This is a genomic window from Bacillus basilensis (genome assembly GCF_050630465.1).
Lineage (GTDB): Bacteria > Bacillota > Bacilli > Bacillales > Bacillaceae_G > Bacillus_A > Bacillus_A basilensis.
Map to the genome: position 1 here is coordinate 54,319 of NZ_JBNTQO010000001.1, position 24,412 is coordinate 78,730.

The 24,412-nt window shown below is 34.2% G+C and carries 22 protein-coding genes and 2 pseudogenes; 20 read left to right on the plus strand and 4 right to left on the minus strand.

What is annotated here, in order from left to right; genetic code table 11:
- Position 1 precedes the first annotated feature (1 nt).
- Together ACQVV1_RS00295 and ACQVV1_RS00300 are read left to right on the plus strand one after the other, a co-directional pair.
- Positions 2-256, plus strand: coding sequence for a hypothetical protein (locus ACQVV1_RS00295; protein ID WP_431168416.1), 255 nt, complete (start codon positions 2-4; stop codon positions 254-256).
- A 111-nt stretch (positions 257-367) separates the two neighbouring features.
- Positions 368-916, plus strand: a complete 549-nt coding sequence (locus tag ACQVV1_RS00300; protein ID WP_242251838.1) for a cysteine hydrolase family protein — start codon at positions 368-370, stop codon at positions 914-916.
- 36 nt (positions 917-952) lie between these two features.
- Here ACQVV1_RS00300 and ACQVV1_RS00305 read toward each other — a convergent pair whose 3' ends face one another.
- Positions 953-1,402, minus strand: a complete 450-nt coding sequence (locus ACQVV1_RS00305) for an NUDIX hydrolase (RefSeq protein ID WP_063223323.1) — start codon at positions 1,400-1,402, stop codon at positions 953-955.
- Between the two features lie 253 nt (positions 1,403-1,655).
- Here ACQVV1_RS00305 and ACQVV1_RS00310 point away from each other — a divergent pair, with 253 nt between their 5' ends.
- From ACQVV1_RS00310 to adhP, 5 genes are all read left to right on the plus strand, one after another.
- A complete protein-coding gene (locus ACQVV1_RS00310; RefSeq protein WP_063223324.1) occupies positions 1,656-2,549 on the plus strand; it encodes a mechanosensitive ion channel family protein in 894 nt (297 codons plus the stop codon).
- 158 nt (positions 2,550-2,707) lie between these two features.
- Positions 2,708-3,826, plus strand: coding sequence for a GAF domain-containing sensor histidine kinase (locus tag ACQVV1_RS00315; protein WP_063223325.1), 1,119 nt, complete (start codon positions 2,708-2,710; stop codon positions 3,824-3,826).
- A 14-nt stretch (positions 3,827-3,840) separates the two neighbouring features.
- Positions 3,841-4,476, plus strand: coding sequence for a response regulator (locus ACQVV1_RS00320; RefSeq protein ID WP_242251839.1), 636 nt, complete (start codon positions 3,841-3,843; stop codon positions 4,474-4,476).
- A 211-nt stretch (positions 4,477-4,687) separates the two neighbouring features.
- A complete protein-coding gene (locus tag ACQVV1_RS00325) occupies positions 4,688-5,542 on the plus strand; it encodes a MurR/RpiR family transcriptional regulator (protein ID WP_242251840.1) in 855 nt (284 codons plus the stop codon).
- Between the two features lie 314 nt (positions 5,543-5,856).
- On the plus strand, positions 5,857-6,894 hold the full coding sequence (gene adhP / locus ACQVV1_RS00330; RefSeq protein WP_431168417.1) for an alcohol dehydrogenase AdhP: 1,038 nt from the start codon (positions 5,857-5,859) through the stop codon (positions 6,892-6,894).
- Between the two features lie 150 nt (positions 6,895-7,044).
- On the opposite strand, the gene ACQVV1_RS00335 is transcribed toward adhP, so the two are convergent.
- Together ACQVV1_RS00335 and ACQVV1_RS00340 are read right to left on the minus strand one after the other, a co-directional pair.
- Positions 7,045-8,064, minus strand: coding sequence for an ABC transporter permease (locus ACQVV1_RS00335; protein WP_242251842.1), 1,020 nt, complete (start codon positions 8,062-8,064; stop codon positions 7,045-7,047).
- A complete protein-coding gene (locus ACQVV1_RS00340; RefSeq protein ID WP_063223330.1) occupies positions 8,061-8,963 on the minus strand; it encodes an ABC transporter permease subunit in 903 nt (300 codons plus the stop codon). Before ACQVV1_RS00340 ends, ACQVV1_RS00335 begins: the two co-directional genes overlap by 4 nt.
- A gap of 647 nt (positions 8,964-9,610) precedes the next feature.
- Here ACQVV1_RS00340 and ACQVV1_RS00345 point away from each other — a divergent pair.
- The 4 genes and pseudogenes from ACQVV1_RS00345 (at position 9,611) to gnd (ending at position 14,485) form a co-directional block, all read left to right on the plus strand.
- On the plus strand, positions 9,611-10,768 hold the full coding sequence (locus ACQVV1_RS00345) for a serine hydrolase domain-containing protein (RefSeq protein ID WP_309260120.1): 1,158 nt from the start codon (positions 9,611-9,613) through the stop codon (positions 10,766-10,768).
- 153 nt (positions 10,769-10,921) lie between these two features.
- Entirely contained in the window at positions 10,922-12,253 is a 1,332-nt protein-coding gene (locus tag ACQVV1_RS00350) for an erythromycin esterase family protein (RefSeq protein WP_242251844.1), read from the plus strand.
- Positions 12,254-12,639: 386 nt separating this feature from the next.
- A pseudogene (locus ACQVV1_RS00355) lies at positions 12,640-13,571 on the plus strand (gluconokinase); the annotation flags it as partial.
- A gap of 17 nt (positions 13,572-13,588) precedes the next feature.
- Positions 13,589-14,485, plus strand: coding sequence for a phosphogluconate dehydrogenase (NAD(+)-dependent, decarboxylating) (gnd, locus tag ACQVV1_RS00360; protein ID WP_309260122.1), 897 nt, complete (start codon positions 13,589-13,591; stop codon positions 14,483-14,485).
- A gap of 71 nt (positions 14,486-14,556) precedes the next feature.
- Here gnd and ACQVV1_RS00365 read toward each other — a convergent pair.
- Positions 14,557-14,723 (minus strand): annotated as a pseudogene (locus ACQVV1_RS00365) (DUF2711 family protein); the annotation flags it as partial.
- A gap of 141 nt (positions 14,724-14,864) precedes the next feature.
- On the opposite strand from ACQVV1_RS00365, the gene ACQVV1_RS00370 reads away from it, so the two are divergent.
- The 9 genes from ACQVV1_RS00370 (at position 14,865) to ACQVV1_RS00410 (ending at position 24,352) form a co-directional block, all read left to right on the plus strand.
- Positions 14,865-16,085 carry a tetratricopeptide repeat-containing glycosyltransferase gene (locus ACQVV1_RS00370; protein WP_309260123.1) on the plus strand — a complete coding sequence of 407 codons (1,221 nt, stop codon included), beginning with the start codon at positions 14,865-14,867 and terminating at the stop codon, positions 16,083-16,085.
- A 34-nt stretch (positions 16,086-16,119) separates the two neighbouring features.
- Complete coding sequence (locus ACQVV1_RS00375) at positions 16,120-17,274, plus strand: CgeB family protein (RefSeq protein WP_309260124.1); 1,155 nt, start codon at positions 16,120-16,122, stop codon at positions 17,272-17,274.
- 147 nt (positions 17,275-17,421) lie between these two features.
- Positions 17,422-17,958, plus strand: a complete 537-nt coding sequence (locus tag ACQVV1_RS00380; protein WP_016088035.1) for an NADPH-dependent FMN reductase — start codon at positions 17,422-17,424, stop codon at positions 17,956-17,958.
- Position 17,959: 1 nt separating this feature from the next.
- The gene (locus ACQVV1_RS00385; RefSeq protein WP_431168418.1) at positions 17,960-19,189 is read left to right on the plus strand and encodes an MFS transporter; all 1,230 of its coding nucleotides are present in this window, start codon (positions 17,960-17,962) and stop codon (positions 19,187-19,189) included.
- A gap of 63 nt (positions 19,190-19,252) precedes the next feature.
- The gene (locus tag ACQVV1_RS00390) at positions 19,253-19,810 is read left to right on the plus strand and encodes a YdcF family protein (RefSeq protein ID WP_309260125.1); all 558 of its coding nucleotides are present in this window, start codon (positions 19,253-19,255) and stop codon (positions 19,808-19,810) included.
- 102 nt (positions 19,811-19,912) lie between these two features.
- A complete protein-coding gene (locus tag ACQVV1_RS00395) occupies positions 19,913-20,860 on the plus strand; it encodes an ABC transporter ATP-binding protein (protein WP_063223440.1) in 948 nt (315 codons plus the stop codon).
- 3 nt (positions 20,861-20,863) lie between these two features.
- Entirely contained in the window at positions 20,864-22,375 is a 1,512-nt protein-coding gene (locus ACQVV1_RS00400) for an ABC transporter permease/substrate-binding protein (RefSeq protein WP_242251851.1), read from the plus strand.
- A 212-nt stretch (positions 22,376-22,587) separates the two neighbouring features.
- A complete protein-coding gene (gene arcD / locus ACQVV1_RS00405; RefSeq protein ID WP_431168419.1) occupies positions 22,588-24,015 on the plus strand; it encodes an arginine-ornithine antiporter in 1,428 nt (475 codons plus the stop codon).
- Between the two features lie 76 nt (positions 24,016-24,091).
- Entirely contained in the window at positions 24,092-24,352 is a 261-nt protein-coding gene (locus ACQVV1_RS00410) for a hypothetical protein (RefSeq protein WP_063223437.1), read from the plus strand.
- Positions 24,353-24,412 lie beyond the last annotated feature (60 nt).

The window sequence follows — 24,412 nt, forward strand, 5'->3', positions numbered from 1 at the left end:
AGTGAATAACTTGTTTCGTTTTCAAATACGATTAAATAGGAAGAAATCACTTATTACTACTATGCCAGAGAAAGAGGTTGAAGATGTGAATCGGTGTATTCGTATCGTCTTGATTAGTATGGTGATGAAAGTATTTTGGTTTACGATACAAGAGGTTATTCAAGTTACGCTCAATTATCAAATTCATGACTTATTAATAGGAGCTCTTTGTTTTACCATTGTGTATCTATTATATGATAAACTCGGACTAAGGTAATTTTCAGAAGAAAAATGTAGGTATTTCATTTGAAATGTCGAATAGTACATACGATGTCGTAATAACAAATTTTCTATTGTTTACTGTGAAACAGGAGAAGGAGAGATAGTAATGAAACGAGCTCTTATAAATATTGATTATACATATGATTTTGTAGCGGAAAACGGTGCTTTAACTTGCGGAAAACCAGGCCAAGAAATTGAAAAAGAAATTGTACATATAACGAAGCATTATATTGAAAATGGAGATTACGTTGTCTTTGCTATTGATAAACATGAAGAGAATGATGTATATCATCCTGAATCAAAATTATTCCCGCCTCATAATATAGCAGGTACAAATGGAAGAGATTTGTTTGGTGAATTACAAGATGTATACGAAACATATAAAAATGATGAGAATGTATATTACATGGATAAAACACGATATAGTGCATTTGCAGGAACAGACTTAGAGATGAAGTTAAGAGAAAGAGGAATTGAAGAGGTTCACCTTGTAGGGGTATGTACTGATATTTGTGTTCTTCATACAGCAGTAGATGCTTATAATAAAGGATTTAAAATTGTAGTTTATGAAAAGGCGGTTGCATCTTTTAATGCGCAAGGGCATGAATATGCACTTGGACATTTTAAATCTTGTTTAAACGCAGAAGTGAAGTGAAAAAAGAGGCCGTTAAAAAAGGTCTCTTTTTTACTTTTAAATAGAAACGACATTTTGCTCGATTAGTTTTTTTAGGAACGGACTTATTTTTTCTGGTAACGCATTTATATCAAAAAATTGTACATGTAATGATTCAATTCCATCAGCTTTTAACGTACCGCCTGTAAGGTCTTTGCAAAGATATGCGATCGTTATAGGGTAAAATTCATCCCCGTTCGGTAATTTCACAAAAAATTCTTTTCCAGAAAATACGCTTATTAACTGTAAAGTTCCTATTTCAATCCCTGTTTCTTCGAGCACTTCTCGTCTTCCTGCTTCCTCTGTTGATTCACCTAGTTCAACGAATCCACCAGGGACACCCCAAATTCCATTTCGTCTTTGTTGAAGTAATATTTGTCCTTGTTCATTGAAAACAGCTACAGCAACTCCTGCTAGATTGAGTGGTCTTGATCCAATAACTTCTCTTAGTTCTTCGATATAGCCCATTGTTAGTAACCTCCGCGAATTAAAATATTTTCAAATGAACTATTCGGCGCGGTATTATTATTTCCTTTTTTGTTGATGGAAGTATTGCGGTCATAAAATAAAGTCGTTTATAAAAAATTCTATTGCAATCTCCCTTTAGATTATGAAAAAGGGTATATTTATAGGAGGATGTGTAACAAGTTTTAAGGAAATCAAAAAGTATTACAATAAATCAGTTTTGTATGAAATTTTTATTAGTTAAGGAAGTGGATGGATGAGTTTATTAACGTATACTGAAGAATTTTTTAATTATGTACGGGAGTTTTTGCTTTTAAGATTTTTACTATTTGCTTTAGTTCTGATCATTATTTCTTTTGTAATAAATCGCATTATTGATTGGTTTTTTAGGAAATCAAGCTTTTTTGATGAAGAGGTAGAGCAAACGATTCAAAGTGTGATTCGATCTATTTTTAGATATATTATTATCATCAGTCTAATCATATATTTAATTAGCCAATTTGTAGATATAAAAAGTATCATTGCAGGTGCAGGGATAGCAGGGGTTGTTATCGGTTTTGCTGCACAACAGATGTTGAAAGATGTTATATTAGGCTTTGCGAGATTAGCGGACAAAGAGTTTCGTGTTGGCGATTTTGTTACTTTTAACGGAACAAACTCAGGAACGATTGAGGAAATTAGTATTCGTTTTATGCAAATTCGTGAATGGTCAGGAAAACTCCTTACCATACCACATGGAGAGATTAGAACGATACAAAATTTTAATAAAGGATGGATGCGAGTAATTGAACGGATTACGGTAAGTTATCAGGAAGATCCTACAAGAGTAAAGGAATTGTTAGAAGAAGTTTGTGTTAATTGTAATGAAAAATTGGCTCCAAGTCTTTATAAAGTAGATGATGAAGCTGTTGAACCATTTAAATATGTTGGTGTTACAGATTTAAACCCGAATCTGAAATACGTTGGATATGAATTTTGTATTACAGGTTTAATAAAGCCAGAAGATTATTTTGAAACTTCTAGACAAGTAAGATTTGAATTAATGTCTATGTTCCATAAGAATCAAGTACAAATGCCAGCAGCCAATATGGTTGTTACTACTGAAAGTTTACAGCATATCCACAGTGGGCAATCTTTATCGGACAGCTAAAGTAGAACAGTTTGTTAAAAAAATTCTGCTTCCAACATTGTATAGAATAAAAATAATAAAATGATTTGATATAAAGAAAGAGCTGAAGGAATTCAGTTCTTTCTTTATTTGTAGAATTTAGAAATTTCTTAATGTTATAATGGTAGTTGGTGATGAAAATGAACTTTGAAGAAAAAGAGATGCATCGTTTAGAAGCATTAAAAGCAATTGCTGAATTATTAAATGAAGCAACAGATTTACAAGACATGTTAGAAAAAGTGTTACATACATTGTTACAAGTTATGAATTTACAAACAGGGTGGATCTTTTTTATTGATGAAAGTGGAAAGCACCGTATGCTTGTAGATCAAAACTTACCACCAGCTCTTACGTGGCAAGAGAAAAAGCCGATGTGTGAAGGAGACTGCTGGTGTGTAGAGCGTTTTGTAAATGGCAGATTGGAAAAAGCGACAAATATTATTGAATGTAAGCGAATAGAGGATGCGATTGAATGTAATTGGGGAGATACCGAAGATGTTACGCATCATGCGACAATTCCTCTTAGATCTGGATCGGAGAAGTTTGGTCTATTAAATGTCGCCTCTCCTCAAAAAACACATTTTTCAGAGGAAGAATTAGCATTATTAGAATCGATTGCATTTCAAATAGGAACGACAATACAACGTATTCAGTTAGTGGAAAAAGAACGTAAATACGTAGTGGTAGCTGAAAGAAATCGACTTGCACGTGATTTACATGATTCAGTAAAACAATTGTTATTTTCTATTATGCTAACAGCAAAAGGTACTCTAAATATGACACAAGATAGAGACTTGCAAGAGATGTTGAGCTATATTGGAGAATTATCACAGGAAGCATTACAAGAGATGACACTTTTGATTTGGCAATTAAGACCGGAAGGATTAGAGAAAGGTTTAGCAGAAGCAATTAAAAATTACGGAAAGTTGTTAGGGGTTCACGTGGAAGTTCGAATTGATGGAATGGTTTCAATTGGAGATGAAATAGAAGAAGTTTTATGGCGTATTAGTCAAGAAGCAATACATAATTGTAAAAAACATGCTTCATGTGAAAAGGTAAATGTTCTTTTGAAAATAGAAAATAATCAGCTGTATTTTTACATAGAGGATAACGGAATAGGATTTATACAAGATCACGTAAGAGAGTCAGCGCTCGGCTTAAAAAGTATGAAGGAACGTATTCAGTTAATGAGGGGATCATTTCAAATAAAAACTGAGCTGAAAAAGGGTACGAAAATTGAAATTCAATTGCCGGTTTGAAGGGGAGAAGAAGGTTGAAAATTAAATTACTACTAGTTGAGGATCATCATATCGTTCGAAGAGGACTTGTATTCTTTTTGAAAACGAGAGAAGAATTTGAAATAGTTGGGGAAGCAGAAAATGGTGAAGAGGCATTAACATTTGTCCGAACGGAAAGACCAGATGTAGTATTAATGGATCTATCAATGCCGAAGATGGATGGTATTGAAGCAACAAAACGAATAAAACAATATGATGAAACAATAAAGATACTTATATTAAGTAGTTTTTCAGAGCAAGATTATGTTTTACCAGCACTAGAAGCTGGAGCAGATGGTTATCAATTAAAAGAAGTGCAACCTGAACAACTTGTTACTTCTATTATTGCAGTACACCAAGGAAATACGAATTTTCATCCGAAAGTAACACCAGCACTATTAGGACGGTCAGCAGTTAAGAAGGAAAAAGAAAACCATTTTTCGATGTTAACGAAAAGAGAGCAAGAGGTACTTCGTGAAATTGCGAAAGGAAGAAGTAATAAGGAAATTGCAGCAGAGCTTCATATTACAGAACAAACTGTGAAAACACATGTTTCAAATGTTTTAGCTAAATTGGAAGTAGATGATCGTACGCAAGCTGCATTGTACGCAGTGAAACACGGGGAGAAATAATAAGTGTGAATAATTGTGTCACATATTATGAAACAATACATAGGAACAATTAAAAGTTTATTGTAAAGCTGAATAAAGGTTTTTCTTCTTTCAATAATTAGGTACAATAAAGTGAAACTTTAATTAGTGGAGGGTCTATTCCCGCTAATTATTAGCTCACACCAATTGGGTTTTTACGGGATAAAGCTACGATGGAAGGGGACGATATACTATGCCTGGAACAAGAAGTGGAATTGGAAAGATTCAGGCTTCGTTAAACGGTTTGTCACCGAAATTGCGAAGTATTGCCGAACATATTTTGAAACATCCACAAGATGTTGTACATAAATCTATTACTGAATTAGCAGAAGTTACGAATAGTTCCGAAGCTACGATATTCCGCTTATGTAAACACCTTGGTTTGCAAGGATTTCAAGATTTAAAGATTACATTAGCTCGTGAAATTGTACATACACCGATGCAAAATATTCATGAAGAAGTATCAGCAGAAGATAGTATGGTAACTGTTGCTAAAAAAGTTTTTCATTCGCATATTACAGGACTGCAAGATACATTACATTTGTTAAATGACACAGCATTAGAGCAAGCTGTAAAAGCTTTGCAAGAAGCAAATCGAATCGAGTTTTATGGAAATGGTGGCTCTGGTATTATTGCGATGGATGCGTATCATAAGTTTATGAGGACGGGTATTTCATGTATCGCTCATACTGATTCGCATTTTCAAATTATGGGAGCAGGTTTACTCTCGAAAAATTCAGTTGTTATCGGTATTTCTCATTCTGGTAGCAATAAAGGGTTACTTGAAGCATTAGAAATAGCGAGAGCAAGAGGAGCTAAAATTATTGCGATTACGAGCTATCAGAAATCGGCATTAAGTCAACTTGCTGATATAACGCTCTATACTTCAACACGTGAGACAGAATTCCGCACAGAAGCAAGTTCATCAAGATTAGCACAGTTAAGTTTGTTAGATATTTTATATGTTGGTTTATCGTTACAACGCCAAGAAGAAACATTGCAAAATTTACAAAGTATACGTGAAACAATTTCGATGAAACGAATATAAGAAAAGCTCTTCAAATGAAGGGCTTTTTTTTATTGGTAAATAGTTTGCTGATTTATTTTCTTGTAGAAATATGTGACTTACTTATAGGCAGTGATAGACTCTCATTTTTAAAAATATAAAATAAAAACCGACTTATGCAATAATTCAAATATTGTTCATAATTTCACAATTTGTTTATGAAGTGTCATGTTATGATAAACATGTAATGATGATTGAACACTTAAATTTGGCACGATGATTAGCCAAACTAGTGAAGACAGAAGTTGTGAGATGAACTCATAAAAAATTCTAAAACACTAAAGGGGAGATCACATATGAAAGCAGTAGTAGTTAATAAAAATAGAAAAGCAAATATTGAAGTTATTGAAAAGAAATTACGCTCGTTACACTCAGGTGAAGCACTAGTAGATGTAGAGTATTGTGGGGTTTGTCATACTGATTTACACGTTGCAAATCATGATTTTGGAAACACAGATGGCCGTATTCTTGGTCATGAGGGTGTAGGTATTGTGACGAAAATTGCTGATGATGTTACGTCACTAAAGATAGGAGACCGTGTAAGTATTGCATGGATGTTCCAATCTTGTGGACGTTGTGAATATTGCGTGACTGGTAGAGAAACATTTTGCCGCGAAGTTAAGAATGCTGGTTATTCAGTAGATGGTGGTATGGCTGAGCAATGTATTGTTACAGCTGATTATGCGGTGAAAGTACCAGAAGGATTAGATCCTGCTCAAGCATCATCAATCACATGTGCGGGCGTAACTACATATAAAGCAATAAAAGTATCAGATATTAAACCTGGTCAATCTATCGTAATCTATGGTTGTGGTGGATTAGGTAACTTAGCTATCCAATATGCTAAAAATGTATTTGGTGCAAAGGTAATCGCAGTAGATATTAATGATGATAAACTAGCCTTAGCAAAAGAGTTTGGTGCTGATATGACTATCAATCCAATTTCTCAAGGTCCTGCTGATAAGATTATTCAAGAGGAGTTTGGTGGTGCTTATGCTGCTGTAGTAACAGCTGTTTCAAAAGTAGCCTTCAATTCAGCAGTTGACGCAGTACGTGCTTGTGGTAAAGTCGTTGCAGTAGGTTTACCAGTAGAAACTATGGATTTGAACATTCCGCGTCTTGTACTAGACGGAATTGAAGTGGTTGGCTCTCTAGTCGGTACTCGTAAGGATCTAGAAGAGGCATTTATGTTCGGGGCAGAAGGTAAAGTAGTGCCGGTTGTTCAAACTTGTTCTTTAGATAAAGTACAAAATGTATTCGAAGAAATGGAACAAGGTAGAATTCAAGGGCGTATGGTAATAGATTTTAAACAGCATAATTGTGATTACAAATAATTCACTTTAAATATAAAAAGTATGAGTCTAACAAAGTACATGTAAAAAAGTTAGACTGCATAAAAAGATGACCCCTGTATTCAATAGGGATCATCTTTTTTATATTCTACTGATATCAATGCCAATTCATACTTGATTAATGAGACATGATTAAAGGTTCACTTTATTTGCAAACGAAAAAGAATCTTTATGTTTAACAAATTTCTTTTGATCTGGAACGGATTGAATTGCTACAGTTTGCGAATCTCTTGCTTTCAGTGTATCTTGAATCCCGATTGTCATAAGCTTAATAAATAGAATCGTAATAAAGAATGAAGAGAGAGTATAAAAAATAATCCACCATGAAAGATTCATTTCAGTACGATTTAATCCAATAAGGCCTGCCCAATCATTAGATAGAGAAACAGGTTTAAGCACTCCGTCATAGAGTTCACGCATTTGTATCCCGCCAATTACAATGTTAAGCAACGCTAAATGGATAACGAGTATGAGTGTTTGGACGATATGTTCCATAAATAATACAAATAAGCGGTCAAGTAATAAGACTCGTAAGTGTTTTTTGATAATATGAAAACGGCTAGCACCCAGTAATTTTGAACTTAAGATGTAATCTCGTTTCATAAATTCATCAACCTCTGAGGATATATATAAAGAAAGTGTAGGCAGAGCGACGAAAATAAGTACGAGTACTTGATAAAACGTAAATGAAATATTTGGATCTAACCCATCAGCATTTGATATGATTACAATATTAACGGGCGTGATGAGTATGAATGCGATAAATAGAGTTGGAATATAATAAAAAACTTCGGAGCATGCCTGGAAAAATCTCTTGAGTTTTGGAGCAAATAAACTTAAGAGGATTCCTATACATGTTCCACATAAAATTCGAAAGAAGCTAATTGCGACGGCTAATAAAATAGTGAATTTTGCTCCTTCTACAATTTGTAAGAAAACAGACTCTCCAAAACGATCAGATCCAAAAGGCGGAATTAACGATGGCGGAAAGGGGGCCTTTCCAAGTAATTCGTTATTGTCATTGTAAAGTAACTGAGGAGGTTTTGGGATGTTATCTTTAAAGAACCAACTATAAATAAAACTAGCTGAAATAAGTATGAATAGATAAGTAAAGCCGACTAAAAAGCGTTTTGATTTCCAAATAGATTTCATAATGCTACTCCTTTCAATTGCTTTTGCCATCTACTCATCATGAATGAGATTATTTGGAAAATGGCATAAAACGGTACAATAATCATAACAAGTATGATAAATGCAGCTGGAGGTGAAACAAACGCCTTATTAAATAAAAATTGAATAATGCCTTCCATATTAAAAACAAATTCTAAAATGAATAAATTAGAAAGTAAGAAAACAAAAATCGTTTTTAAATGGTGGAAGAAGTGGATAGATATATTTTTGAATAAATGAATGCATAGTATATAACTTGATGAAAGGCCTTTTCCATAGGCAACCTCTACATAATCTTTTCCATGTTCTTCTTTTATGTATAACACCATCATCCGAAACATTTGTAATGTAGGTAAGACTGCTAAAGATAAAATAGGGAGTAAATAAGCTCGATTTTCATTAAAAGAAATAATGGTGACAGGAGATTCCCCAAATTTCTTAAGTACCCATATGAAAAATATTTGCAAACAAATCATCATCATCATATCAGGGACAGCTTCTAATATGAACACAATTCGGTTTATCCATTTTTTTATATAATCTTTTGCTAAAAAATAAAAAAATGCCATGCTAGATGATAGAAAGAGCGCAAGTAAAAAGGCTAAAAATAATACAGTAAATGAATATAGGTAAGGTTCTAAAACAGTTGGGAATAAGGGTGTTTTTTTGAAACTACCAAATTTCGGGTCTGATCCTATAACCACTAATGATTCAGGGGAGAAAACATCTTTTAACATAGTAACAATCTGATTAAAAAAAAGAATTGGTTGAAAGGTAAATCCATTTTGAGTGATAAATAAATAAGGTAAATTTAATAATAATAAGAGTGATAAGAGAATTGATGAGAGCTTTATTGTGAATTGAGATATTTTATTTAACATTAAATCCCTCCGACATCTTTTTACAACATTATACAATAAATTCCTTGTTATTGTTTCTTATTTTTCTGAAAAATAAGAAATTAATTAAGTTTTATAATTATAATACGTAATTATATGGTTAAAAGGTTATAGTAAGGAGCCGATTCCTATGTCTATTAAGAAAAAATGCGCAGTATTTCCATTTTCGAGGCATTTACTTTTCTTCAGTTGATTGGCATTTGGTGCTATTCCATTGCTATTAAGTTAATAGAACTAAGTTTTCTTAAAATAAAAACCACCGAAATATAGAAGTAGTTTTGAACGTAAGGAATTTGTAAGAAAGGAGTAAGAAAAAAGAGATTTTCAATGTGTATGATCAAAATATAGAGAAGAACGAGAGGGGGGAATAGTTACTATATATTTTTATAAAAAACAAATTAATAAAACTCTATGGAAGAAAAGAAGAAATTATAGATGTTAACAGACATCTGAAGAAGAGGGATTAATCATTTATTAGGTCAGAGAGTTGCTTGTAGAAATAATTGATCTATAGATGATTGCAAATTCAGTGTTGACTTTTATCATTGGGAGAGTTGATAGCTATGTGGTTAGCATATGACATACCTATCAACCATCAATACAATTTAAATAGAGGAGAGGAATGCTTTATGAAAACACGCAGTAAAATTACATGTGCAAGTCTAGCACTTTTAATAGCTGGAAGTTCCCTGTTATATATAACACCAAACTCAATTGTAAAAGCAGAACCCATGCAAAATGTATCTAGTTCGTTACAAACAAGTACGCAAAGCGATCGTACTTCCGTTAAGAAAGCAATACGGGATGCACTACAACTTGGATATCCGGGAATACTCGCTAACATTTCTAAGGGTGGTAAAACTTGGAGTTATACCGCTGGGGTAGCAGATGTGAGAACCAAGAAACCAATGAAAGCAGATTTTCGCTTTCGTATTGGCAGTGTAACGAAAACGTTCATTGCAACAGTTCTACTTCAATTATCTGGAGAAAATCGTTTGAATCTAGACGACTCCATTGAAAAATGGTTGCCTGGTGTCATTCAAGGAAACGGATATGATGGTAACCAGATTACGATCCGGCAAATATTGAATCATACAAGTGGTATTGCTGACTATATGAATTCAAAAGACTTCGATATTATGGATACAAAAAAATCGTATACGGCTGAAGAATTTGTAAAGATGGGGATTTCACTTCCCCCAGACTTTGCCCCAGGAAAGGGTTGGTCTTATTCAAACACAGGATACGTATTACTGGGGATCCTTATTGAAAAAGTAACTGGCAACAGCTATGCAGAAGAGGTTGAAAAACGGATTATTGAACCGCTTGATTTGTCAAATACATTTCTACCTGGTAATTCAAGCGTGATTCCAGGCACCAAGCATGCCCGTGGCTATATTCAACTAGACGGAGCAAGTGAGCTAAAAGACGTTACGTATATTAACCCAGGTAGCTCGGATGGAGATATGATTTCTACTGCTGACGATTTAAATAAATTCTTCTCATACTTACTCAGTGGTAAATTGCTGAAGGAACAGCAGCTAAATCAAATGCTTACTACAGTTCCTACAGATAGAGAAGGAACGGGATATGGTCTTGGAATCGTTGAATTTAAGCTTCCGAACAGTGTCTCGGTATGGGGACATAGAGGTAGCGTTCTAGGGTTTTCCACTTTTGTTGGTGGAACACTTGGAGGCAAGCATACATTGGCCGTCAATTTGAACAGCTTTAACTTTAGTAATCCTGATCCTTTTAAAAGTATTTTACTTGCTGAATTTAGGAAGTAGGCAAAAAGGAGAAATGGATAAGTTTTGTCATAGTTTTATAGTTTAAAACATACCATTTTGGTGGAAAAAACAACTTACTCTAAAAAAATTTAATACTCGTAATTAAGTATAAAAGAACGCTATCGTTTTAAGTAAATATTTCAGGAGGGTTTTATGAAAAAGAAAATGATTACTGCACTTGGTGTTTCTGCTATAATACTGACTAATTTTGTAGGAAGTACTTATGCAGACTCGAAAACAGGAGTTTCTGTTACAGCTCCCTACAATAAAAATCAAATAGCGGAATGGTTAGAAATGCACGCGAAGCCTTTAAAAACAACGAATCCAAATGCATCTTTTAATGATTTAAAACCACTTAAGAATATGGTAGGTTCAGCTTCAATTGTAGGTTTAGGTGAAGCTACGCATGGGGCTCATGAAGTTTTTACGATGAAAAACCGTATTGTGAATTATTTAGTATCTGAAAAGGGCTTTACCAACCTAGTTTTAGAAGAGGGGTGGGACAGAGCTTTAGAACTTGATCGATATGTTCTTACTGGTAAGGGAAATCCAAGCCAACATCTATCACCTGTATTTAAGACGAAAGAAATGTTAGATTTACTTGATTGGATTCGGCAATATAATGCTAATCCAAAACATAAATCTAAAGTGCGTATCATCGGGATGGACATTCAATCAGTAAACGAGAATGTTTATAATAATATAATAGAATATGTTAAAAGAACCAATTCAAAACTTGTGCCGAGGGTAGAAGAGAAGATAAAAGGTCTTATTCCTGTAACAAAGGATATGAGTACTTTTGAAAGCCTTACGAAAGAAGAAAAAGAAAAGTATATTTCAGATGCTAAACAAATTAGTGCTTTATTAGAGGAAAATAAAAGTTATTTAAATGGGAAATCTAAAGAGTTCGCATGGATAAAACAAAATGCTCGTATTATTGAACAGTTTACTACAATGTTAGCGTCACCTCCTGATAAACCATCTGATTTATATTTGAAACATGATATTGCAATGTATGAAAATGCGAAGTGGACTGAAGAACATTTAGGAAAAACCATTGTATGGGGGCATAATGGACACGTTTCGAAAACAAATATGCTTCCTTTTGTATACCCTAAAGTAGCTGGGCAGTATTTAGCAGAGTATTATGGAAAACAGTACGTATCTATTGGAACGTCAGTTTATGAAGGACAATACAATGTCAAGAATAGCGATGGTGAATTTGGCCCATATGGAATATTAAAATCGGATGATCCAAACAGTTATAACTACATCTTTGGACAAGTTAAAAAAGATCAATTTTTTATTGATTTACGTAAGGCAAACGGCGTGACAAAAACTTGGTTAAACGAACAACATCCAATTTTCGCTGGAGTAACTACCGAAGGGCCTGATATACCAAAAACTGTTGATATATCATTAGGTAAAGCGTTTGATATACTTGTTCAAATTCAAAAAGTGAGTCCATCTCAACTACATCAATAAATTTAGAATAATATACCTTAATGAAAAAATACGCTATTCTTTCTATAGAATCATAGGAAAGGATGGCGTTTTTGTATCTGATCTATTACAACAATTTGGTTAAGGAATGTAAAACTTTTTATCTCCTAATACCTTATGAAATCTTATTAAAAATGTTAGTTTTGTACAACGAACCACATACCCATCAAGCTAAAGAACTAGTTACCCAAAAACTAGAAAAAGAGTGTGTTTCAAAATTATGTAAATGAAAGGGAATTAGGGGATTTATTTTTCGTTACGAAAAAAAATTTCTTTTTGAAACTTGATTAAAGAAAAATATTTTATACACTAATTCATGTAAACGGTTTACTAGATCGTATTTTGCTAGAAACGAAGGGAAGATTCGCATGGAAACAAGGGGGAGAGTAATCGGGATTGATATCGGTACCACAAGTACAAAAACGGTTGTGTTCACAGAAAAAGGAAAAGTCGTTGCATCACATGCAGTTGATTATCCAATTATTCAACCGAACGTCGGATGGGCTGAGCAAGATCCTGATGTAATATGTGCCGCTGTCTATAAAACTGTAAGCGTTGCTATCGAAAAGGGTAATGTATTACCAGAAGATATTTCTTCAATCGGCATTAGTACAGCAATGCACGCATTAATTGCAGTAGATGAAAATAGCGCGCCGTTAACGCGCTCTATTATTTGGGCAGATAATCGTAGTACGAAACAAGCAGAAAAATTATTACAACATATGAATGGACATGAAATTTATAAACGTAAGGTACACCAATTCATCCAATGTCTCCACTATCTAAGTTGTTATGGATGAAAGAAGAGGAACCAGAATTATATAAAAGTGCTTATAAATTTATTTCTATTAAAGAGTATGTTATTTACCAATTATTTTCACGCTACGTAGTTGATTATTCCATTGCTTCTGCTACAGGGTTATTCAATTTAGAAACGTTAAATTGGGATGTTGATGTGTTGGGAATGTTAAATATTTCTACAGAACAATTATCAACTCCAGTACCAACTACATATATTTTATCGGGTATGAAACCGGAATTAGCACAAAAGATGGGGATTCGTAAAGATACTCCAGTTGTTATTGGTGCAAGTGATGGAGTTCTTGCGAATGTAGGCGTTGGTGCAATATCGCCTGGCTCAGCTGCAATTACGATTGGAACAAGTGGTGCAGTTCGAACGATTTCATCAAGTGTTAATACAGATGAAAAAGGAAGAACGTTTTGTTATGCATTAACAGACGAGCATTGGGTGATCGGCGGACCAACGAATAACGGCGGAATATTATTGAGATTGTATAGAATGGGAGATTGATTAATATGAAACTAGGTTTAATTGGATTAGGAAAAATGGGATTCCCATTAGCGGAACATTTATATGAAGACAAGCATGAAGTAGTTGTATATGACGTAAATAAAGAGCTTGTTGAAAAGGCAGGAAAACTAGGAATTACTGCACGTCATACATTAAAAGAAATGATTGCTGAACTAGAAGCTCCTCGTACAATTTGGGTAATGGTACCTGCTGGAGAAGTTGTAGAGTTAGTACTAAAAGATGTATATCCATTATTAGAGGAAGGCGATATCGTTATTGAAGGCGGAAATTCATTCTATAAAGATACGTTACGCCGTGCAGAAGAAGCGAAAAGCTTTGGTTTACATTACGTAGATATCGGAACATCTGGTGGTGTAGAAGGAGCGAGATACGGTGCTTGCTTAATGGTTGGTGGAGAAAAAGAAATTTATGATCAATTAGAACCTTTATTTAAAGATTTAGCGGTAGAAAATGGGTATTCTTATGCAGGCCGCGTTGGTAGTGGGCATTTCTTAAAAATGGTACATAACGGTATTGAGTACGGCATGATGCAAGCAATCGCTGAAGGGTTTGAAGTGTTAGATAAAAGTGATTTTGATTTCAATTATGAAGATGTTGCAAAAGTATGGGCGAACGGATCAGTTATCCGTGGCTGGTTAATGGACTTAACTGAAAAAGCATTTGCAGAAGATCCGAAACTAGATGGCATTAAAGGTGTAATGAACTCTTCAGGAGAAGGGAAATGGACTGTTGAAACGGCACTTGAACTTCAAGCAGCGGCACCGGTAATCGCGATGTCACTATTTATGCGCTACCGTTCTCAAGAAGATGATACATTCCATGGAAAAGTAGTTTCAGCACTACGTAATCAGTTCGGCGGACATGAAGTTGTAAAAAAATAAGGATGTTTTTGAAAAGAAACTTGTGCATAAGCGCAAGTTTCTTTTTTAGAGCTTAAGAAATCACTAATTTTAAAATAGCAATCAGTCATTGTTTTTTATTACAAATGACAGCTTCAACGTTCATCGATTGAACAATGTATTCTATATTTTCGTCTTTAACTAATAATAAAGTTGTAAAGGATTCATACATACTCATAAATGCTTAATCCTTGTTTTCGTTAGTAATAATTAACTCATTCTAGCTAATGTCTCAATATAAAAATAAGAATAAATAAAATGAAGTTTTCATAAATAGTAAAAGGATGCTTATGTCATCAGTGTAGCTATGAAATGGTGTTACATATGAAAAGAGCGTGTTAATAAAATATGAGGTGGTTAAATGGGAAATGAGCAAGTGAAGAATGTAGGGGAAGAAAAAAAATTATGTCTTTGTATGATTGTTAAAAATGAGTCTAGAATTATGGAAAGATGTTTAAATGCTACAAAATCAATTGTAGATTTTGTTTCTATTTGTGATACTGGATCAACTGATAATACACCTGAAATTATTAAAAATTGGTGTGAAGAAAATGAAATTCCTGGAACAGTTCATCATGAACCATTTAAAAACTTTGGTTATAATAGAAGTTTAGCTGTTTCATTAGCACAAAAAACATATCCAGAAGCAGATTATTTATTAATATTAGATGCAGATATGATATTAGAAGTTGATCCTGAGTTTGATAAGACTAGTTTAACGGAAGACCATTATCTTACACTGCAATATGATATTCATATTAAATATTGGCTTACACGGCTTTTAAAAGCTTCTTTACCATGGAAATCTGTCGGTGTTACTCATGAGTATTGGGATATAGATCGTTCCAAAGTTGGAGCGAATTACAATACGAGAGTAGCTAGGCTAGAGACGCTTGTCGTTAATGATCCTGGGGATGGCGGTAGTAAAGCTGATAAATTTGAAAGAGATGAGAGGTTGTTGTTACAAGGAATAAACGATCCAGAAACAACGCCAGACTTGCATATAAGATATTTATTTTATTTAGCCCAAACTTATTTTCATTTAAGTCAATTTGAAGATTCAATTAAATGGTATAAAAAACGAGTGGAAGCAGGCGGATGGGTTGAAGAGGTATTCTACTCGTTATTGAGAATAGGATTTTGTTATGAACAATTAGCGAACCGTTCAGCAAATAAACAACATGAAGTAACAGAAGCGGATGAAAAAGAAAATGCTAAGAAGCAAGAAGAACAATATACAGCATTAGCTGTTCTTTATTTTCAAAAGGCGTGGGAATATAGACCAACTAGGGCTGAGCCGTTATATCAACTTGCAAGAATGTATCGATTAAAATCTCAAAGCAATATTGCTTTGATGTATGCCCTGCAGGGAAAGGAAGTGCCTTTTCCGAAAGATGATCTTCTATTTGTAGATTATCATGTGTATGATTACTTATTTGATTATGAGATTTCTATAAATGCTTTTTATATACCACATAAAAAACATTTAGGTGCAGTATCACAAAAATATTTAGAATCGAAAAAAGAAGAGTTACCATTGCATATAGCAAATATGGTGGAAAGTAATGCGAAATTTTATTAAATACAATTTCGGTTAAAGGAGTAGTGGAGTAATCATGGAATTAATACGATGGGCGCTAGAACTAGGGGAATCGGTGCATGGAAATACGTATGAAGAATTGATGCCACTACTAGATTACTATTATGATCGTGATCATTTAAAAGCGTATTGTATCGCAAATCTTCTTTTAGACATGGACGTAGCAGATGAACATCGGCAAAGAATTGAATTAAGAAGGTGCATTGCTGCTTATTATGCTGGATTATATAAAGTAGCAAAAAAACATGCAAATGAGCTTTTACTGAAATATCCGGATGTGGATTTATATAAAAATAATTTAAGGTTAATGGAAGCATATTTGAATAAAGGATATGATTATTGTCTGTTTATATGCCCAAAGACGTATGGGAGCTTCATAGATGTCGCGCGAGCTTTGAAATGGCGATTAGAGCAGGAGGGAAATACAGCAATCATATCAGAAACAATACTAGAAAATGTGAAAAATACAATTGTTTTTGGAGCGCATACATATGCACATAACCCGAATCTACTTCCGAAAAATGCAATTATTTATAATCTAGAACAGCTATATGAAGGAAGCCCTTATGCGCACCCACTTTATTTAATGTTATTAAAAGATAAAGAAATTTGGGATTATAGTAAACAAAATATAGAATGGTTAAAACAAAAGGGAGTAGGAAAAGAAATAAAACATGTAGGAATGAACTATGCACCAACTTTAGAAATAAAAAAAGATGTATTTGAAGATGAGATTACGGAAGACATTGATATACTGTTTATAGGTGCTCTTAATCCGAGGCGGCAAGCTATTTTGGATCAATTAAAAGCAGTTGCACCCAATTTAAATATTGTTTTTAAAAATAATGCTTGGGGAATTGCTAGAAATGAGCTAATTGCTAGGTCTAAAATTATTTTAAATATTCATTTTTACCTATCAGGAATTCTTGAGACACCACGTGTTTCTTATGCAGTGGCAAATAAGAAGTTTATTATTTCGGAAAATAGTAATCCCGAAGACGAGATAGAGTGGCCAGGAATTGTATTTACTTCGTACGACAAAATGATAGACAATATAATGAAATATGTAGCCTTACCAGAAGAACGTATCAAATTAGCAGAAAAAGCGTATAACCATTTTGAAGCTAAAGGTAGTATAGGCATACTGAGTCCTAAAGGGGAGAAAAAATAATTGTGAAGAACTCATACTTTCGTATGAGTTCTTTTTTTTCTTCTATCATACTATTTTATCAAGATAGTTCCCTCTTTATAGTGTGTTTTGTATAGAAATTTCTGATAATATATAAGTGTAACTTGAAAACAAAGGGGAGAAATAATGATGAAACTAGTTGTTATTAACGGTACACCAAGAAAATTCGGTAGAACTCGCGTGGTAGCAAAATATATTGCAGATCAATTTGAAGGGGAATTATATGATTTAGCGATAGAAGAGTTACCGTTATATAACGGGGAAGAATCACAACGCGAATTAGAAGCGGTAAAAAAATTAAAGGCGTTAGTGAAAGCTGCTGATGGGGTAGTATTATGTACACCAGAATATCATAATGCGATGAGCGGCGCGCTGAAAAATTCATTAGATTACTTAAGTAGTAGTGAATTTGTTCATAAACCTGTCGCATTACTTGCGGTTGCAGGAGGCGGTAAAGGTGGAATTAACGCATTAAACAGTATGCGCACTGTTGCTAGAGGGGTATATGCAAATGCAATACCAAAACAAGTGGTGCTTGATGGACTTCATGTACAAGACGGTGAACTCGGAGAAGATGCAAAACCATTAATTCATGATTTAGTTAAAGAATTAAAAGCATATATGAGTGTATATAAAGAGGTGAAAAAGCAACTAGGAGTTGAGTGATATGTCATCTCTATATAAAGATTCACGCTTGTATTTCATTCTGGGGGCCAATAGTCTATCAGCTATTGGTTCCGGAATTGTAATGATAACGATTCCATGGTTGTTAATTAAAGAAAGTGGAGGGGAGACAACGTTTTGCTATGTTTCCATCATCTCAACTCTAATTATGTTTTTATTAACGCCATTTATCGGGCAAAGTATTGATCGCTTCTCAAGAAAATCTTTATTGTTATGTAACGAAGGAATCGGGATAGCCGTAATCGGAATAATGGTTATATGGGGATTTGCGGGGCAATCCTATCATTCTATTCACTATATTCTTATTTATATAGCAGGGTCTTTTTACTATTTGTTATTTTATCCTACAATTTTTGCATTTAACCAAGAAATTTTTCAAGCAGAACATTATAAAAGTTTAAGTGGGACGATGGAAATACAAGGACAGTTAACACAAGTTATTTCAGGAGCAGCCGCGAGCTTCCTAATTGAAATTGTGTCTTTGAAGTGGATTTTGTTAGTAGATATGTTTACTTTTGTAGGAGCACTTTTTCTGTTCTTATGTATACCATACGTAAAGAAAAAGGAAGTAAAAAAGAAAGTAACATTTAAGAAGCAATTGTTCGAAGGAATTCACTTTATGAAAAAACGTCCCAAGCTCTTTTGGTTCTTACTGGCCACTTATATGCCGTTTATCGGTGTCATGATGGCAAATTATTTAATACCAGTTTATATTTCGGATATACTCAAAGCCAATGCCTCTGTATATGCAATAGAGGGCATGATGTATGGTGTCGGAGCGGTTGTTGCAGGGATCTGTATTCCACTTATAATGAAATATGTGAAAACAGAAGTTTCAATCGTTATGACGATGTTCATTTATGTAATTTCAATTACCGTAATGATTATTGAACCTTCCGTAATTTTGTTATATGGACTTGCGATTTTACATGCGATTGGAAATGCGGGGACAAGAGTGGCGAGAAATGTATTGATGATGGAGGAAATTCCAAACGAAGTAATGGGACGCGTAGACAGCTTATTTCGATTAATTGGTACAGGAATACGAATTGTATTATTAATGCTGTTTACAGCTGGTGTATCTAAAGCTGGGGTAATGCTCCCTTTTTACGTATTAAGCTGCATATTGATCTTTTCATTAGGAATCGCTATTTATTATGTACTTTCACAACGTAAAGTAGGGACGAACGTTTCAAATAAATCAATCGTATAAAAAGTTCTTCTGCCTTCCTATTTTTTTCTATATAATAAAAAGAAAGGGAGTGCAAACTTATTTATGAACAAATGGATCTTGCTTAGCATCTTATTATTACCACCAATATACATTATTTATATGACGTTTCAAATGAAGAAAGTTGCTCGTGAAAAGTTGAGCCATGACTCTCCGTACGTTCTTATACTGGGTGCAAAGTTATTTGGAGATAGACCGTCTTTATCTCTTCGAAATCGTTTAGATGTAGCGCTGGAATACTTATATTCTCATCCTGATGTAAAAGTAATTGTTTCAGGCGGTCAAGGGGAAGATGAAGATATACCAGAAGCTCACAGTATGAGAAACTATTTAATGGCACATGGTATAGATGAGAGTCGTATTTTAATAGAAGACAGCTCTACAAATACGTATGAAAATTTAAAGTTTAGTATGGATTTATATGATGTGAAACATGCGGTAGTTGTAAGTAATACGTATCATTTATATAGAACGAAAATAATTGCAAAGCGTTTAGGTATGAAGATGGAGGCACTAGCTGCTGAAACACCAATGCGTTCTAAGAGAAAAATGTATGTGCGTGAATATGCTGCTATAATGAAAACAATATTGTTAGACCGTTAGAGCTCAAATGTGAGCTCTTTTTTTGTGGAATAATGCGTATCATTTGAAATGAATTCCATATTCCATCAAAATAAAGAAAACAACGATAAAGGAGTTGTATTTGTGATTCAGTTTAATCAAGTGTCAAAATCATATGAAGATGGCACAAAAGCAGTGGATTCATTGCATTTAGAAATTAAAAAAGGAGAATTTTTTGTTCTCATTGGTCCGAGTGGTTGCGGGAAAACAACGACAATGAAGATGATTAATCGTTTAATTGAAACGACAGAAGGCTCAATTTTAATCGATGGAAAAGATATTCAACAATATAATATTAATGAATTACGTTGGGATATAGGGTACGTGCTGCAGCAAATCGCTTTGTTTCCGCATATGACAATTGCAGAAAATATTGCAGTTGTTCCTGAAATGAGAAAATGGAATAAAGAAAAAATAAAAGCCCGTGTCGATGAGTTGCTACAGATGGTCGGGCTAGAACCAGATGTATATCGTAATCGTATGCCTGATGAATTGTCAGGGGGGCAAAAGCAACGTGTTGGTGTCGTAAGGGCATTAGCCGCAAATCCGAAAATCGTTCTTATGGATGAACCGTTTAGTGCGTTAGATCCGTTAAGTAGGGAACAGCTTCAGAAGGATATTGTACAATTGCAAAAAAAGATTCAAAAAACAATTGTGTTCGTAACGCATGATATGCAAGAAGCGTTATCGCTTGGAGATCGTATTTGTATTATGAAAGAAGGAAAAGTTGTTCAATTAGATACACCAGAAGGTATTATACATAATCCGAAAAATGAATTTGTAGAGGAGTTCATTGGAAATCGTGGACGACCTTGGTATGAGGGGAAAAGTATAGAAGATGTATTACCACTTGATGAAAGCATGCGGGTAGAAGGGGAGGCACTATCATTACATTCTTCTTTACAAGAAGCATTAGTTCGTGTACGAGCTGAAGAAGTCGTTCCAGTTGAAGAAAATGGTCAATATGTTGGTGCTTTAACAAGTCGTCATATTGTCAATTACATTGTTGAACAAATGAAGGAAAGAGGCTAAACAGTGACTGATTTTATACAAACGTTCCAAGAACGAAAAATAGAATTACTAACTGCATTAAGTGAGCATTTACAAATATCGCTTATTTCATTATTTTTTGCAGTAATTATTGCAGTGCCACTTGGCATTTTATTAACGAGAAAAGAACGACTGGCTGAGTTTATAATAGGAACTTCAGCAGTAATGCAGACGGTCCCATCGCTTGCATTACTAGGACTCTTAATTCCGTTAGTAGGAATTGGCAAACTTCCAGCCATTATTGCATTAGTTGTGTATGCACTATTACCTATTTTACGAAATACATATACAGGAATAAGGGGATTAGATGAATCTCTAATAGAAGCAGCGAGAGCTATGGGGATGAATAGTTGGAGAAGACTGTGGAAGGTAGAACTTCCTCTTGCCTTACCAATTATTATGGCCGGTATTCGTACGGCGATGGTATTAATTGTTGGAACAGCTACATTAGCAGCTCTTATAGGTGCTGGTGGGCTCGGTAAACTCATTTTACTTGGTATCGATCGGAATGATCATGCGCTTATCATTTTAGGGGCCGTACCAGCCGCGTTACTCGCTTTATTCTTTGATGTAGTACTTCGCATACTTGAACAACCAAAACGCTCTTCTAAGCGTGTTATATTGACGATATGCATCGCTCTTGTAATGGTCGCCGCTCCATTTCTTTGGAATACGCAAAAGAAAGATATTGTTATTGCGGGGAAACTTGGATCAGAACCTGAAATTTTGATTCAAATGTATAAGCAGCTTATTGAACAAGATACCGATTTACACGTACAATTAAAACCAGGTCTTGGAAAAACAGCGTTTGTATTTGAAGCGTTAAAATCAGGAGAAGTAGATATATACCCAGAGTTTTCAGGAACAGCTTTATCTACTTTCGTGAAGGAAGAACCGAGAAGTACAAATCGTGATGAAGTATATGAACAAGCTCGCATAGGAATGGAAAAGAAATATAATATGGCCATGTTGAAGCCAATGGAGTATAACAATACATATGCATTAGCTATGCCGAAAAAAATAGCAGCTCAAAATAATATAAATACAATTTCTGATTTAGGGAAAATTGCACAGGATGCGAAAGTAGGATTCACATTAGAATTTGCTGATCGTGAAGACGGTTATAAAGGAATGCAAAAATTATATAACTATAAGTTTTCAAATGTGAAAACGATGGAACCGAAACTACGTTATAGTGCAATTCAATCAGGGGATGTTAACGTAATCGATGCATATTCAACAGATAGTGAGCTGGAGCAATACGGACTTAAAGTACTAAAAGATGATAAAGGATTATTCCCACCATACCAAGGTGCACCATTATTAAGAAAAGAGACATTACAGAAATATCCTGAACTTGAAAAAGTGTTAAATAAATTATCTGGGAAGATTACAGATGAAGAAATGCGAAAAATGAATTATGAAGTAAATGTGAATGGGAAAAGAAGTGAAGAGGTTGCGAAACAATTTTTACAAAAGGAGAATTTAATTCGTTAATTTTACAAAAAATATACAAATTTATATGTGCGAAATGACCGTTCATTACAAAATGACCGGTTTTTTTGTGCATACTTATACATTTTTTCAAAAAAGTATTCCATTTTTCTTCATTTTCTTTTAGAATAAGTAATGTTTTCCTGAAAAAATATAAGAGAAACGTCTATTAGAGAAAAGGTGACTTTAATAGTTGAACGAACATAACACCTAGAATGACAGATGGGGTGGTACAAATAGAAAAGAAGTTAGGGTTTTTTCCATTAATTGCATTAGTAGTCGGAACAATGGTTGGTGGCGGTGTTTTTAGTTTACCGCATGATTTAGCAGTAGGAGCGAATAGTGGATCTATAATAATTGGCTGGTGTATTACAGCGATGGGAATGATTCCACTTGCGCTCGTATATCAAACGTTAGCAAGACAAAAACCGGAGCTTGAGGGCGGAATTTATAGTTATGCACGTGCTGGTTTCGGTGAATATATTGGATTTAACAGTGCTTGGGGATACTGGCTAGCAGGAATTTTAGGAAACGTTGCAACAATCATGTTACTGTTTAGTACATTAGGTTATTTCTTCCCCATTTTTAAAGGCGGAAATAATGTTGCGTCTATCGTTGGAGCATCGCTTTTATTATGGACACTTCATTTTCTAATTTTATTTGGAATTCGTGAAGCATCAATTATGAATGTGATCGCAACAATAGGAAAATTGGTTCCAATCGTATTATTCATTGTTGCCATGGTAACAGCGTTTCGATGGGATACATTTACACATGATTTTTGGGGAGAAGGAACTATTTCAGTTTCCTCTATACTTGGTCAAGTGAAAAATACAATGCTTGTAACTCTTTGGGTTTTCATTGGGGTTGAAGGAGCGGTAGTATTATCTGGAAGAGCAAAAAATAGTCGAGATGTAGGTAAAGCGACAGTATTAGGGCTTATTTTAGTAATGTCTATTTATATTTTAATTTCTGTTCTATCAATGGGAGCGATGACAAGGGGAGAGCTTGCTGTTTTAGAAACGCCGTCAATGGGACATGTATTAGAACATGTTGTTGGGACATGGGGCGCAGTTGCGATTAATATCGGATTAGTTGCTTCACTTGTAGGTACATTAATAGGTTGGTTTTTACTTGTTTCTGAAATTTCCCACGTAGCAGGAAAAGATGGCGTGTTTCCGAAAGTCTTTACAAAAACAAATAAAAAACAAACGCCGCATATGGCATTATGGATCTCAAATGGTGTTGCCCAAATTATCTTTATAATTGTTCTGTTTTCAGAATCAACATATCAAATTATGTATTTCATAGCATCAACATCAATTTTAGTACCATATTTATTATCAGCGTTATTCCAATTTAAATTGGTAATTACAAATGAACTAAAAGATGCAAAAGTAAAAAACGGTTTGCTAGCTTTAGCTGCTTCCATTTACTCTGTATGGCTTATTTATGCAGCTGGTTTAAAGAATTTATTACTCGTTTCAATCGTATATGGAATCGGGATTATTGTTTATATGTATGCAAGAAAAGAAAAAGGGAATCGTTGTTTTACTGGCATAGAGAGATATGTAATGTGGGCAATTGTAGTTGCAGCTGTCACATCTCTTTATATGTTATTGACTGGAAATATAAAAATGTAAAAGTCCTTTTCATTTAAAGGGCTTTTTTCTTTGTCTAGAGAATATTTAATACATAAGATATTCAGGAGGGATGAAAATGGAAGAAAAAGAACAGTTGACTAGAATTGCTGATTTAGCGAGTGAAGTAAGGAAAGTATTAGTGCAAGAATCTTTTTTTAATCATCATCCTGAACTGCGAGGAGTGATTGAAAATTTAGCGAGTGCTGTAGAGAATTTGGCGGAATTACAGCAAAATAAAGATGAAAACGCTGAAGATCGATTACGATATGTACTTGCTAAAATAAAAATTGCCCATAATGCCATTTTACAAGAAAAAAAAGCATTTCCATCTCATTAATATACGTTTTCATTTTGAACCTGGCGGATAACGTCAGGTTTTTTGTTTCTAGTTTTGTGT